The following is a 14,065-nucleotide window of genomic DNA, read 5'->3' as shown; positions in this document are numbered from 1 at the left end:
AATTTTTCTTTTTTTAATAATCTTTTATTGACAAAAATAATTTAATTTGATACAATTTTACTGTTAGCTTAACAAGCAGTTATAGGAGGTGCCAGATGGCATGTGAAAAAGATACAAAAGAATTAGCCCAAGAAACTAAAACAACACAAACCAAGGAGGAAATAATGGAAGAAATCAAAACTCAAGAAGGTGTATTGGTATTAAAAAATATGCCTGAATTTAAAATGGAAGCTTATAATGCGGAAACAGGACATTATACGGAAGTTAGCAGTGAGGATTACAAAGGAAAATGGACTGTAGTATGTTTTTATCCTGCGGATTTTACATTCGTATGTCCTACTGAAATTGCGGCTATGAATGCGGCTTTACCTTTCTTAAAAGAATTAGAAGTTGAAGTACTTGCCGTTTCAACAGATACAAAATTTTCTCATAAAAGATTTGTAGAAACTGAACCGTTACTTAAAGATTTAAAACTTACAATTGCGGCAGACCCTACCGGAGAAGTTACAAGAAAATTCGGTGTAATGATTGAAGGTGCCGGACTTGCTCTTAGAGGAAGATTTTTAATTAATCCGGATGGACAAATCGTAGCTGAAGAAGTTCAAGCTCCACCAGTTGGTAGAAGCGTAAAAGAGTTCTTAAGACAAATTATAGCTCATCAACATGCATATAAAACTGGAGAAGTTTGCCCTGCAAACTGGAAACCTGGTAAAAAAACATTACCTGTTAATACAGATATCGAACCTATGACAGGAAACGTTGGAAAATACGTAACTCTTGAGGACTTAATTGATGAAAACGATGTTAAAGAAATGGAAGAAATGGTAAAAGCGTTTAAAAACGCTTAATTTTTCCTTTTTTCTTTTTCTCAAAAAGTCTCAAGACTTTTTAAGAAAAAGAAAATACATATGAAAGGTTCAGATGAAAAATTATAAAAATTTGCTTGAACAGTCAAATTTAAAAACCACCCCTCAAAGACTTGCTATCTTAAAAGAATTAGATAAACACGGACATGCAAGTATAGAAGAGATTTATGAAAATATAAAAGAGATGTTTCCGAGTATTTCCCTTGCTACAATTTATAAAAATATAAGTGCTTTAAAAGATGAAAATGTTATCAGTGAAATATGTCTTCACCAAAAACCTAAATTTGAAATTCAAAAAGAGCCGCATGCACATTTTATATGTAAAAAATGCGGTAAGGTTGAAGACGTTCCTTTTAGTGAGATGATGAGTAAAGAATTGGAAAAAAAATATCCTGATTCTAAAAAAGAGCTGTATATTTACGGAATATGTTCGGAATGTAAGAAAAAATAAAGCTTTAAAAATGGTTATTGTAAATTTGATAACCGATTTTGAACTTCCATTTGTTTTTTCTTTAAAAGAGCGCCGTAAAATAATAAATTCTATAAAAGATAAACTCAAAAAATTCAACGTATCCGTTTTAGATATTTCAGGGGAATATCCTAAAGAAGCTTCTATAGCGATAGTGTTTGCAGCTCATAATGAAAAACAGGCAGGGGAAATACAAAGAAAAATAGAAGAATTTCTATATAAAAGTTTTCCTGAAATAGAGTTTTTTTTCGATATGGAAATTATTTAGATATCGTAAACCCTTATCATATTGGTAGTGCCTTCTCTTCCTATAATGCTTCCCATGGTAATTATTATTTTATCCCCTTCTTGAAGTTTATTTATTTTTTTAGCTGTATCTATAAATTTATGAATAAGCTTTTCGGGGTCTTTAATTTTAGGCATTTCAAAAATTTCTTCAACTCCCCATACCACTTTTAATTTTCGGCTGGTGTCTCTGCTGTGTGTTACGGCTATAATAGGTGATTTTGGTCTGTATTTTGCAATGGATTTGACGGTTGTTCCGCTGCTTGTAAAACTTATAATCGCTTTTGGTTCGATTGTCTTTGCCAAATCGGAAACACTAAGAGCTATTGCGTCGTCATCATCCGTTTCGTATCTTTTATGATAAGGATAGATGTTTTGGATTTCTTTTATAATTTTTACTAATGTTTCAACCGCTTTTATAGGGTATTTACCGACAGTCGTCTCATCACTTAACATGACAGCATCAGTTCCGTCCATAACGGCGTTTGCCACGTCGCTTACTTCCGCACGGGTTGGGAAAGGGGAATTTACCATAGAAAGAAGCATCTGCGTGGCGGTAATTACAGGTTTTTTCAGTTTATTTGCTTTGCGTATAATTTTCTTTTGAATTACAGGCACTTTTTCTATTCCAACTTCTATTCCTAAATCTCCCCTTGCAACCATAACCCCGTCGCTTACTTCCAATATTTCATCAAGATTTTCAACCGCTTTTTTGGTTTCTATTTTGGCTATAACCCAAGGGTTTGCCCCCGCTTTTTTTAAAATAGATTTGGCTTTTAAAATATCGTTTTTTGAATTTACAAAAGATATCGCTACAATATCTACTCCGTTTTTGGCTCCAAAAATTAAATCTTTTTCATCTTTTGGCGTAATTGCCGAAATTTTAAGGTTTGAGTGTGGAAAATTTACCCCTTTTCTGCTGGATAAAACACCTTCGTTTTTTACTTCTAATACCAGATAATCAGGTGTTTTTTCCACTACTTTCGTTCTTATCGAACCGTCTGCAAAAAATACATATTCCCCTGGTTCGACTTGGTCTATAATTTCGGGGTAGCTGATGGTTAAATCATAAGCGCTTTTAGGATTCTTTTTTACAAGGCGTATTTTGTCTCCTCTTTTAAGTTCCAATATGCCGTTTATTTCTCCGATTCTTATTTTAGGTCCGCTTATGTCCTGTAAAATAGCAGTTTTTGAGTCGAGTTTTTTGGCTGTATCCCTGATTTTTTTAATGGAGGATTTATGGGTTTTATGGTCTGCGTGTGAAAAATTTAAGCGAAAAACATCAACTCCGGCTTTTATCATATCTTCAATTTTATCATTACTGCTAGGTCCTAGTGTTGCTACTATTTTTGCTTTTTTCATTATATTCCTTTAGCTGTTAGGAAATCTTTTATCTCTTTTAAAAGTTCCGCAGGATTTTTAACGGGATATTCTATTTTGTTTGCTATTTCTTCTCCTGAGATGCCTTTTATATTTATATGTTTTAATCTTTCTTTTAAAATTTCTGCATCTTTTATAGGATAATGCAGGCCTTTTATATTTTTTAATACAAGATATGTCCATGGAGCATCGCATTGCTGAGTGATTTTTTCTGCCATTGCACGACAGTATTCCATAACTGTCTGAGAATCCTCTCCGCTTTTTATTAATTTATAGGCAAGTTTTGCTATTCCCCCTGCTGTATGAACCTTTAGCTGTTTTTTTTCTTCTTCTGTTAATTCATCTAAGTGTTCTATTTTATAAAGGGCTAGATTCGGGTCCGCTCTTAAAATTTGTCTGACGGTGTTTCTTGTAATTCCTAAAAACTGAGCTATTTCATCTTCGGTTTTTAAAAATTCTTCTCTTAATACAATAGCGAAGCTGGCCCTTGCAATACTTGGAAGCCAAGTAAGCGTTCTGTATTCGGCTAATTTGTCAAGACCGCCTAAAAGGTCTATTGATTTGAAAAATACTCTTTCTGCTATATATTTAATGTTTGTGTCGTCTGTGTTTATGTTTAGAATCATTTTATTCTCCTTGAATTGGTTTTCCTATTTTTACAAGCCCTGTTTCTGTGATTTCAAGAAACCTTACTTTAGTGTCATGTCCGCACATTCTGCAACCGTCTATTCTAAAAAGCCTTACTATTTCTCCTACGGGTTTTTTATAGATTCTTGCTTTATAAGTTGAATCTATAAGTTCTTTACTTAAAACAATTGTTCCATCAACTATATGTCCTACGGCATATCCCCCTGCGGCTTCTGAACTTAATAAATCATGACCGCTTCTTTTTTGAGATATTAAAATTGTTGTTTGGTACCATTTTTTTAAAAAGTTGTAAATTCGTCTGACGATAGTTCTTGCCATCATTTCTTTATTTTCAAACAGTCCCGTTACCGAGTCTATTACGGTAAATTTTATTCCATATTCTTTAATGGCATATGCAAGCGTATTTAAAAGGGTTGGAATTTCATCTCTTAATTTATAATTTGAAGTTGCGTCTATAAAAATAATATTTTCATCTATTACGTTTTCATCTATATTCATAGCTTTTGCGCGCTGTTTCATACTTGCTACTACGAAATTTGCCGGAGTTTCCACGGTAATAAAACATACTTTATGTTCTTTTGCTTGATATATTGCAAACTGTTCGGCCATAAGACTTTTTCCTGTGTCATTTACTCCCGTGATGTTACATACGCTGTATTTAGGCATTCCGCCTAAAAGTTTTTTTACGGGTTTGCCGTTTTCTATTTCGGCTATGAAAAAAAGTTCGTCAAGTCCTTCTATTCCTGTAGGTACGCCTTCAAGTTTAGGGGCTTTTTTAGAAGCTTCTTTTGCAGTTATTACGGCTTCTTTTATTATTTCATATTCCATAAAAGGCCTTTTTTATTAATTGTAGCAAATAAGAAAGAAAAAGGGAAGAAAAATAGAGTGCTAAATTGTTATTTTACTTTAATACAGTCAGTCTCTTTTTGTTTGTCAAATTCCCACCACTCTTTTTGATTCCAAGGTTTAAGTTCTTTTAATTTGTTCATAAGATATTCAAAATCTCTTGGAAGAAGCGCCTGGTCTCCGTCGCTTAGAGCTTCTTTAGGACAGTTGTGCATTTCTATTATAAGCCCATCGGCACCTACAGCCATTCCGCCATATGCAAGAGCGCTTACAAATTCCCTTTTACCGGCGGCATGACTTGGGTCAATTATAATAGGAAGATGGGTCATTTTTTGCATAATAGGTACCAGCGTTACGTCTAAAGAATTTCTAACAGCAGTTTCGTATGTTCTTGTACCTCTTAAACATAATATAACTTTATCGTTTCCCTCACTCATAATATATTCGGCACTCATTAGATGTTCTTTTACGGTAGAACATATTCCGTTTTTAAGAATTACCGGTTTATCAAGTTTTCCTATTTCTTTTAAAAGAGGGAAGTTTTGCATGTTTCTAGCACCAATTTGAATAACGTCAGCGTATTTGTAAACAACGTCAATGTCTTTTATGCTCATAAGTTCTGTTACAATTGGAAGTCCGGTTTCTTTTTTTGCTTCCATAAGCATTTTAAGGCCTTCTTCCCCATGTCCTTGGAAAGTGTATGGAGAAGTTCTTGGTTTATAAGCTCCTCCTCTTAACATATGAGCTCCGTTTTCTTTTGCCACTTTTGCCAAATATACTACATTTTCCACTGTATCCACGCTGCAAGGCCCGGCTATAATAACTTTATTTCCGCCTCCTATTTTAACCCCGTCAACTTCTATAACAGTATCCTCAGGATGAAATTCCCTGCTTGCTCTTTTGTAAGGAGCGGATACTTCAAGTACTTTAGCTACTCCCGGAAGCGTATTTAAAGGTCTTCCCACAAGGTCTGTTTTGTCTCCTATAATGCCTATTACCACCTGTTTTTCTCCGGGAGCAATACTCACATCATGTCCCCACGCTTTAATTTGTTCTATTGTTTTATTAATTTCATCTTGCGTAGCCCCCACTTTCATAACTAATACCATTTTTATCCTTTTTTGAATTTTTACCATATTATAGCAAGTTTGCTTTATGAATGCAATAAAAAAATATATTAATTGATAAACTTTTTCCCTAATCTTATATGTTTTATATTATTTTGGTTATAATTTTATAAAAAAGTAGGGGTATGTTTGGAAAGTTAATAGAAAAATTAAAAAAAGGCGTATCAAAAAAGGAATTTGTTCAGGCATTAAAAAAACACTATCCCGGGTTTAATTTTAAATCTTTATACGATTTGCTCAGGTTTCAGGGGCTTCCTTTAACTATTAAAAAAGATAAAGTTTATTTAAAAACCGCTCTTATGCCTTATGATGAGGCCGAATATACCGTTGTGGATTTGGAAGTTAATAATTCAAAACCAAAAGAAGGTCAGATTATAGAAATAGGGGCTGTTAAGATAAAAAATAAAGAGCCTGTAGAAGAGTTTTCTTTTTTGATTTATGCAAAAGATATTCCAAAATATGTGACTAAAGTTACCGGTATAGACGATAAAATGTTAAAAAATGAAAAAAAACAAAAAGAGATTTTGGAAAAATTCAGACTGTTTTTAGGAGACAGTATTATTGTAGCCCATGCAGCGGATTTTGATTATAATTTTTTGGCAAAGCAGTTTGAAAAAGAGAATTTAGGATATCTTTTAAACAGGCATCTATGTACTATATCTCTTGCTAAAAAGACTATTCCGGCTACCAGATACGGACTTAAGTATTTAAAAGAGGAGCTTAAACTTCCCGAAGAAATAGACCACAGGGCTCTTGGGGACGCGAGAACCACTTCAAGAGTCTTTTTAAAGGCTCTTGATAATCTGCCAAACGAAATTGTATCGGCGGAAGATTTAATTGAGTTTGCAAAACCTAATAAAAACAAATGTTAGGCATTATAGTTTGTTTCTTTTTCTAGTTGTTTGTTAAACAACACTACTTTGTTTCTTCCTGTTCTTTTTGCTTCATACAGTGCTATATCCGCATATTTAATGCACTCCCATCCTTTCATGCAATGGTCAGGGAAAATACTGATTCCGATGCTTATGGTTTTTTTAATACTCTTTTCCCCTATGTCTATTATAGTGTTTTGGACGTTTTCCCTTATTTTTTCAGCTACTTTTACGGCATCGTCGATTGATTTTATATTTTGAAGGATAATTAAAAACTCCTCACCTCCGTATCTGATGGCTATATCGCTTTTTCTTATTGAAGATTTTAAAATATTTGAGAGCGTTTTTAGAACGATATCTCCGGCTTCATGGCCGTACGAATCGTTTACTTTTTTAAAGTAATCCATATCTATCATTAAAAACGCCATTTTTTCGCTTCTTCTTTGAGCGGCGGCTATAAGGGTAGGGAGAATGTTTTCAAGGTATCTTCTGTTAAAAAGACCTGTTAGCGGGTCTTTTATAGTCTGGTTATGAAGTTTTTCAAGGGTGTATTTAGCTTCTATAACGGCTGAAACTTCATTTAGATAAGCTTTTATGTAAGGCAGGTTTTGCTGTAAAAGTTCTTGGTCTTTTTCTTTATCCATCATCATTTTTAAAATTCCCGTAAAATTTCCTCCACTGCTAAAAGGGAGGCATATATATTCGTTTTTGCATATATGGAATTCGCATATTTTTTTAAATTTTAAAGAGTTGATTTCCTTATTGAGCCTGTAAGCCCTGCAGTTTTCAAAATTTTCCAAAATATTACAGCATATATCCCCCCCCTGGGAATATATTAAAAGGGCGTTTCTTTCGCTGTTGTCAATTCCCACTAAAGCAAAATGGTTTATATTAAAACCTTTTATTATGTCTATAAGTCTGTTTAATATGCTGGTAGAAGTGGCGTCGTCTTCAATTAATCTTTTAAACTGAAAAATATTTGCGAGTTGTTCGATTGTTTCTTTTGCGTCGTTTAAAGGGTCTTTTGATTTTTCTTTTTCTATTAATGTAGTGTATTTTTCTTCTATTACGCCAAAAGAATTTTTCATTTTGTTAAGGAAATTATTGTAAGAATCTACAAATTCTTTTGCTTCTCCTTTAAGTTTAGTTTCTATTTTTTGATTAAAGTTCCCTTTTAATATCTCTTCGGTGGATTGTTTTATTTTTTCAAGAATTTCAAGATAAGGAGTTAAATAATAATTTACGATTAATATGATAATAATTAAAGAGATAATTGCAATTGCTATAAGCTGTAAGACAGCATTTTTAAGTTTTGAAAAATAATCTACTCCGGAAAAGGTTATCTGTAAAACTTTGTTGTCATCAAATGGGGTAATTGAAATGATGGTCTGAGTTTTGAAATTATATTCTATTTTAATGTTTTCTGTTTTTTGGCCTGGTATAAATTTTATATCGTTTATATGGTGGGAATTTTTAATAATTTGTAAAAATTTTTCTTTATTGTTTGTTTCTTCTAAAATTTCTTTAATAAGAAGTGTTTGGTTTTCTATAAGCTGATTTGAGAAATTAAAAAATGAAAATCCTACTATTGCTGTTCTTATTATGGTGGAAATAATCATAATAAGAGCGATTATAATTAAAATCTTTTTTTTCATTCGCAGAGCCTTTTAATGATTTTTTCTTTTTTTTGACAAAAACCGCTTTCTTTTGGAATTATGAATAAATCCCTTGCAGTATTTTTTTGTGATAATATTTTAACATCTTCTACGCTTATGTCAAACCTGTCAAAAATATCCATAATGGTAGAAATTATACCTTTTTTATTTTTTGTTTTCAATTTTAAGCTGGCATAATTTTGAGAATGGTTACAATCCGTTTCAAATTCCTCTTTTTTAAAGCTAAGCTTTGTGTTTATCTCTTTTTTTTCAAACGCCTGTTTTATTCTTTCCTCTATTAAAGGAAAATCATATGCTTCAACTTTTTTATTAAACTCTGTTTTAAAATATTTTATATCTCCTATTTTATAAATTGAAAGATGGTTTAGGTTTAGGGTGTGGAGTTTTTCCAAAAACCAGCCTATGGAAAAATTAAGAGTTTCTTTTTTTGCTAGATGAATAATAAGATGTTTTTCATTTTCGAATTTTATTTTAAAATTTTCCGTGTTTTGTATCCAGTTTAGGATATTTATGATTTCAGTGGTAGAGTTTTGTAAAAAGAGTTGGTTTGAAGGCGATTTTAATAGTTCTTTTTGAAGCTTTAAAGGAAGTTTTTTAAAATCTTTTTTATAAAGAAGTTTTTTTTCTTTTCTTTTTCGGATAGCCATTTCGTTTAAAAGTTCTTTATTGTGTAAAGCATTTAAGGTGTTTTTATAAAGGGTTTTTAAAAGATTTTCCTTATATGAATTAAAAATTCCCTGACCTACGGCTTTGATGTCCGCTATCGTTAAAATATAAAGTAGGTCCAAAAATTCTTTATTTTCCACTGTCTGAGCAAATGATAAAATTACTTTGTCGTTAAAAATATCTTCTCTTTGAGCCACGTTTGACATAAGGGTGTGATGTTTAATCAGTTTTTCTATAATGTCGGGATTTGGAAATTTTATTTCCGCAGCGAATTCTTTGGCTGTTTTAGCTCCGATTGTGCAGTGATTTTCCGTTCTTCCTTTGCCGAGGTCGTGGAAAAAAGCGGCAAATCTTAATACGGCTTTTTGTTTTTCTTTAAGATATTGAAACATAGGGATTTTTTCTATTTCTTTTAGCGTGTAAAGAGAATGGATGTCAACGGGATACTGATGGTATCCGTCAAATTGGGCTAAGTACTTTACTTTTTCAAAAGGAGGAATGATTTTGTCAAGTTTATCAGCTCTGTAAAGAGCCAAAAAAAGAGGATATGCGTTATGAGAATAAAAAAGTTTTTTTATCAGGGATTTTGGCAAAATATCGTTTTTTGATTTGATATTATTTACAACGGAAATGTCGAATTTTGTAATTTTTTCGGTAATATTTAATAAATGTTGGATATAATCTTTAAAAGAACACGACGTTTTAAACGTGGAATAGAGAACGTTTTCGCAAAGATATAAATATCTTGAAACTCTTTTTTCTTTTGCTTTTTTTAAATTCATTTTATAAAGATAAGGTTTTATTATTTTTTTTATTGTAATTTCACAAAATGTATTAACTTTCCATAACGATTTTAGTAAATCTTTTATAAATTTTCTTTCAGCACGAAGCCTTGGAGAATCCTCATATCCCATCTTTAGGGCTATGTCCCTTTGATATTGAAGATATACGGTATCTGTTTTTTTATTTGCCGTTATATGCAGATAAACTCTTGTTTTGAATAAAAATTCAAGTGCGCTTCTGTATTCTCTAAATTCTTCTTCGCTTGCGAAATTTGGAATTAAATAAGAGTTGTTGGGGTAATTAAATATAACTTTTGTTATCCAAAGAAGCGTATTGGAATCTCTTATTCCGCCAAATCCCTCTTTTATATTCGGTTCCATAGAAATGGGATGTTTTTTGTGTCTTTGTTTCATTTCTTCATATTTGGCAAGTATATATTCTTTTTTATTGTAGTTTCTTATTTTATTGAGTCTGTTTTGTGTTTCATACCATAAAAATTTGCTGCCTGTAATAAATCTGCTTTCAAGCATAGCGGTTTTTATGGTGATGTCTTCATTGCTTGCAGGAAAAAGATCATTTAATTTATGAACCCTGTGACCTATTTTTAAATTTAAATCCCATAACATGGTAATAAAACTTTCAATAATGTTTTTTATATTATATCCCGGAGGGTCTTTATATACTATCATGATATCTATATCGGAATAAACGGAGAGCTGTTCTCTTCCGTAGCTTCCGAGGGCGATTATGGATATCGGGATGTTATTCATCGGGGGTCTGAATTCTTCAAATGATTTTTTTAAAATGTATTTATAAATAAGGGTAATAAAATAGTCCATTTTTTTTGTGTGTTTTACAAAAAAATCTTTACCGCCTTTTACGGTAGTCTGATTTAAATAGTTTTTTATCTCTTTTTTTATTTTTTGTGATATTTCAAAATCGTTGTTTGAGTTATAAATTAACTCTTCAAGTTGCATTTTTCCTCTTTTTGTGTTATTTTATCAAAAAAAAGGTAGGTGGATGAATTTCGAAATTGAAAAGCTTTACGATTACGATATTTTTACTCTTGGAGAAATGGCAAAAGAGATAAGGGAAAAAAAATTCGGGAGAAAAGTTTTTTTTAATGTTAACAGGCATATAAATCCGACTAATATTTGTAAAGATATATGCAAATTTTGTGCTTTTTCGGCAAACAGAAAGAATCCGAACCCTTATACTTTAACTATTGAAGAGTGTGTGGGAATCGCAAAAGAGGCGTATTCAAAAGGAGCTAAAGAAGTTCATGTGGTTTCTGCACACAACCCGGAAGTAGGATATGATTATTATATGAATATTGTAAAAGAGATAAAAAAAGAACTTCCCGATATTCATATTAAGGCTTTTACCGCTGCCGAGGTTAATTTTTTCAGTGAGCTTTCTTCTAAAAGTTATGATGAGGTGTTGGATGATATGATAGAGGCCGGAGTTGATTCAATGCCGGGGGGAGGAGCCGAAATTTTTGACGAAACGGTAAGAAACAAAATATGTAAAGGTAAAGTCAGCAGTGAAAACTGGCTTAAAATACATAAACTGTGGCATAAAAGAGGCAGAAAAAGCAACGCCACGATGCTGTTTGGGCATATAGAAAACAGACTTCACAGAATAGACCATATGATGAGACTCAAAAGACTGCAGGAAGAAACAGGGGGATTTAACGCTTTTATACCTTTGGTTTACCAGCGTCAAAACAACTATTTAAACGTTAAAGAATTTTTAACAGGCACAGAAATTTTAAAAACGGTAGCTGTAAGCAGAATAATTTTGGATAATATTCCTCACATAAAAGCATATTGGCCTACATTTACGCTTAATTTGGCTCTTGTGGCCCAGGAATACGGAGCCGATGATATAGACGGTACTATTCAAAAAGAATCTATTCAGTCTTCCGCGGGAGCGGCTTCTAAAAACGGACTTGATATGGAAGAGCTGATTTATCAAATAAAAGATGCGGGATTTGTTCCAGTTGAGAGAGACAGTCTTTATAATGAAATTAAAATTTATAAGTAAGAAGTTACTTTTTTGCAATTTTAACTAATTTTAAGTAAAATTCAGTAATAAAATTAAAAAATTTATAAAAAACTCAAAAGGATAAATATGAAAGTTTTACTTATAAAAGACGTAAAAGGTCTTGGAAAGGCCGGAGAGATAAAAGAAGCTAAAGACGGATATGCCAGAAACTTTTTAATTCCAAGAGGCTTTGCAAAACTTGCAACTCCCCAGGTAATTAAAGAATGGGAAAAAGAGCAGGCTGAAAAACAGGCCAAACTTGAAGCTGAGCTAAAAGAACTTAATCAGATAAAAGAAAAACTTGAAAATACGAAAATCGTAATTAAGCATAAATTAGGAGCAAACGGTCAGCTTATAGGCTCCGTTACCAATAAGGAAATAGCTGAAAAATTAAAAGAGATGGGATTTGATTTTGATAAAAAACAGATAGAACATACAGCGATTAAAGCTCCCGGGGAATATACAGTGGATATTAAATTAGGCCATGGAATTCATGGAAAAATCAATTTAGTGGTGGAAGGCGAGTAATGGGTAATATTCATTTAGAAGCCACTACGATACTCGGATATAAAAAAGACGGAGTGGCCGTAATAGGAGGGGACGGTCAGGTTACGTTCGGTCATGCCGTACTTAAAGGAAATGCAAAAAAAGTAAGAACTCTTTATAACGGGAAAGTCCTTGCCGGATTTGCCGGAAGCACGGCTGATGCGTTTATTTTATTCGATATGTTTGAAAACCATCTTCAAAACAGAAAGGGCGATTTATTAAAAGCCGTTATCGATTTTGCAAAAGAGTGGAGAAAAGACAAGTATCTAAGACGACTTGAAGCTATGATGATTGTTTTAAATACAAAGCATATTTTCATTCTTTCAGGTAACGGTGATGTTGTTGAACCGGAAGATGGCAAACTCGCTGCAATCGGAAGCGGAGGAAATTTTGCGATTTCTGCTGCTCGCGCACTTGACAGACACGCCGAGCTTGACCCTGAAAAGCTTGTCAGAGAATCACTTCAAATCGCTGGGGAGCTTTGTATCTATACCAATACCAATATTACTATTTTAAAATTAGAGGAGGATAAATAATATGGCGGAAATGACTCCAAAAGAGATTGTAAAATATCTTGACGAATATGTGGTAGGGCAAAAGGACGCTAAAAAAACAATAGCAATTGCTCTTAGAAACAGATATAGAAGAATGAAACTTCCAAAAGAGTGGCAGGATGATATTCTGCCTAAAAATATTCTTATGATAGGGCCTACTGGTGTTGGGAAAACGGAAATTGCCAGAAGAATGGCTAAGATGATGAAAGTCCCTTTTGTAAAAGTTGAGGCTAGCAAGTATACGGAAGTAGGGTTTGTAGGGCGTGATGTTGAGAGTATGATAAGGGATTTGGTTAATAATTCTATGAATTTAGTCAGGGCTGAAATGGAATCTCAGTCAAAAGAGCAGATAGAAGAAGACATTATCAATGAAATAACTAAAAAGCTTATTCCGCCCCTTCCTAAAAACGCTCCTGAAGAAAAACAAAAAGAGTATGAGCATACTTTTAATAAAATGAAAGAAAAAGTTAAAAGCGGAGAAGTTGACCATTTAAGAATTACTGTAGAAATGGATGAAAATATGGAACTTGACGATTCCCTTCCTCCTGATATGGTAAAAGCTCAGGAGAGTATCGTAAAAATTATAGGAATTTTTAATAAAAGTAAAGAAAAAAAAGAAGTTACAGTAAAAGAAGCAAAAGAACTTTTAAGACGTCAGGCTGCTGATAAGTTTATAAATAAAGAAGAGCTTAAAAAAGAAGCTATAAAAAGAGCTGAAAACGGTATTATTTTTATAGATGAAATTGATAAAATCGCAGCTACCGGAAATACCCGCCAGGACCCTAGTAAAGAGGGAGTTCAACGGGACTTGTTACCTATTGTAGAAGGCTCTACCGTAAATACAAAATACGGCTACGTAAATACGGACCATATTTTATTTATAGCAGCAGGTGCTTTTCATGTAAGCAAGCCTAGTGATTTAATTCCCGAACTTCAGGGTAGGTTTCCTTTAAGAGTCGAGCTTCAAAGTCTTGATGAAGAAGCTTTATATCAAATTTTAACACGTCCTAAACACTCTTTAATCAAACAGTATCAAAAACTTCTTGAAGTGGAAGGCGTTAATCTTGTTTTTGAAGAAGATGCGCTTAGAGAAATTGCAAGATATGCGTTTTTAGCCAATGAAAAAACGGAAGATATCGGAGCTAGACGTCTTCACACGGTTGTTGAAAAGGTTCTTGAAGATATTAATTTTAATGCGGATGAGTATAAAGGTCAGGATTTTATAATTACAAAAGAGTATGTTAAAGAAAGACTTGATGATATAGTGGAAAATGAAGAAATAACAAAATACATTTTATAAG

General features: G+C 32.7%; 14 protein-coding genes. 8 read left to right on the top strand and 6 right to left on the bottom strand.

Annotated elements, in window-relative coordinates; all coding sequences use genetic code 11:
• Positions 1–95 precede the first annotated feature (95 nt).
• From ACXJH6_RS04295 to ACXJH6_RS04285, 3 genes are all read left to right on the top strand, one after another.
• A complete protein-coding gene (locus ACXJH6_RS04295) occupies positions 96–848 on the top strand; it encodes a peroxiredoxin (RefSeq protein ID WP_456470529.1) in 753 nt (250 codons plus the stop codon).
• A gap of 73 nt (positions 849–921) precedes the next feature.
• Positions 922–1,317 carry a Fur family transcriptional regulator gene (locus ACXJH6_RS04290; protein WP_456470528.1) on the top strand — a complete coding sequence of 132 codons (396 nt, stop codon included), beginning with the start codon at positions 922–924 and terminating at the stop codon, positions 1,315–1,317.
• 10 nt (positions 1,318–1,327) lie between these two features.
• Positions 1,328–1,603 carry a DUF503 family protein gene (locus ACXJH6_RS04285; protein WP_456470527.1) on the top strand — a complete coding sequence of 92 codons (276 nt, stop codon included), beginning with the start codon at positions 1,328–1,330 and terminating at the stop codon, positions 1,601–1,603.
• On the opposite strand, the gene pyk is transcribed toward ACXJH6_RS04285, so the two are convergent.
• The 4 genes from pyk to aroF all read right to left on the bottom strand — a co-directional run bounded on the left by pyk (position 1,600) and on the right by aroF (position 5,603).
• Positions 1,600–2,982, bottom strand: a complete 1,383-nt coding sequence (gene pyk / locus ACXJH6_RS04280) for a pyruvate kinase (RefSeq protein ID WP_456470526.1) — start codon at positions 2,980–2,982, stop codon at positions 1,600–1,602. The two genes, ACXJH6_RS04285 and pyk, sit on opposite strands and share 4 nt — an antisense overlap.
• Positions 2,982–3,626 (bottom strand): bacterio-opsin activator, encoded by a 645-nt coding sequence (locus ACXJH6_RS04275; RefSeq protein ID WP_456470525.1) that lies wholly within the window; start codon positions 3,624–3,626, stop codon positions 2,982–2,984. Before ACXJH6_RS04275 ends, pyk begins: the two co-directional genes overlap by 1 nt.
• A gap of 1 nt (position 3,627) precedes the next feature.
• Positions 3,628–4,476 (bottom strand): KaiC domain-containing protein, encoded by an 849-nt coding sequence (locus ACXJH6_RS04270; protein ID WP_456470524.1) that lies wholly within the window; start codon positions 4,474–4,476, stop codon positions 3,628–3,630.
• A 68-nt stretch (positions 4,477–4,544) separates the two neighbouring features.
• A complete protein-coding gene (gene aroF, locus ACXJH6_RS04265; protein WP_456470523.1) occupies positions 4,545–5,603 on the bottom strand; it encodes a 3-deoxy-7-phosphoheptulonate synthase in 1,059 nt (352 codons plus the stop codon).
• Between the two features lie 143 nt (positions 5,604–5,746).
• Between aroF and ACXJH6_RS04260 the strand changes: the two genes are divergently transcribed.
• Positions 5,747–6,493, top strand: coding sequence for a 3'-5' exonuclease (locus tag ACXJH6_RS04260; RefSeq protein WP_456470522.1), 747 nt, complete (start codon positions 5,747–5,749; stop codon positions 6,491–6,493).
• Here ACXJH6_RS04260 and ACXJH6_RS04255 read toward each other — a convergent pair.
• Both ACXJH6_RS04255 and ACXJH6_RS04250 read right to left on the bottom strand, forming a co-directional pair.
• Positions 6,490–8,148 carry a GGDEF domain-containing protein gene (locus tag ACXJH6_RS04255; RefSeq protein WP_456470521.1) on the bottom strand — a complete coding sequence of 553 codons (1,659 nt, stop codon included), beginning with the start codon at positions 8,146–8,148 and terminating at the stop codon, positions 6,490–6,492. The two genes, ACXJH6_RS04260 and ACXJH6_RS04255, sit on opposite strands and share 4 nt — an antisense overlap.
• Positions 8,145–10,595: a [protein-PII] uridylyltransferase family protein gene (locus ACXJH6_RS04250; protein ID WP_456470520.1), complete on the bottom strand. Its 2,451-nt coding sequence runs from the start codon at positions 10,593–10,595 to the stop codon at positions 8,145–8,147. Before ACXJH6_RS04250 ends, ACXJH6_RS04255 begins: the two co-directional genes overlap by 4 nt.
• 43 nt (positions 10,596–10,638) lie before the next feature.
• Here ACXJH6_RS04250 and mqnE point away from each other — a divergent pair, with 43 nt between their 5' ends.
• From mqnE to hslU, 4 genes are all read left to right on the top strand, one after another.
• On the top strand, positions 10,639–11,664 hold the full coding sequence (gene mqnE, locus ACXJH6_RS04245; protein WP_456470519.1) for an aminofutalosine synthase MqnE: 1,026 nt from the start codon (positions 10,639–10,641) through the stop codon (positions 11,662–11,664).
• Positions 11,665–11,751: 87 nt separating this feature from the next.
• On the top strand, positions 11,752–12,192 hold the full coding sequence (gene rplI / locus ACXJH6_RS04240; protein WP_456470518.1) for a 50S ribosomal protein L9: 441 nt from the start codon (positions 11,752–11,754) through the stop codon (positions 12,190–12,192).
• Positions 12,192–12,746: an ATP-dependent protease subunit HslV gene (gene hslV / locus ACXJH6_RS04235; RefSeq protein WP_456470517.1), complete on the top strand. Its 555-nt coding sequence runs from the start codon at positions 12,192–12,194 to the stop codon at positions 12,744–12,746. Before rplI ends, hslV begins: the two co-directional genes overlap by 1 nt.
• Positions 12,747–12,756: 10 nt before the next feature.
• Entirely contained in the window at positions 12,757–14,064 is a 1,308-nt protein-coding gene (gene hslU, locus ACXJH6_RS04230) for an ATP-dependent protease ATPase subunit HslU (RefSeq protein ID WP_456470559.1), read from the top strand.
• The last annotated feature ends 1 nt before the right edge of the window (position 14,065 follow it).

Source organism: Caminibacter sp., from assembly GCF_053999135.1.
Note: the sequence above shows the minus strand (reverse complement) of the source record. Positions and strands in the feature narration are given on the sequence as shown.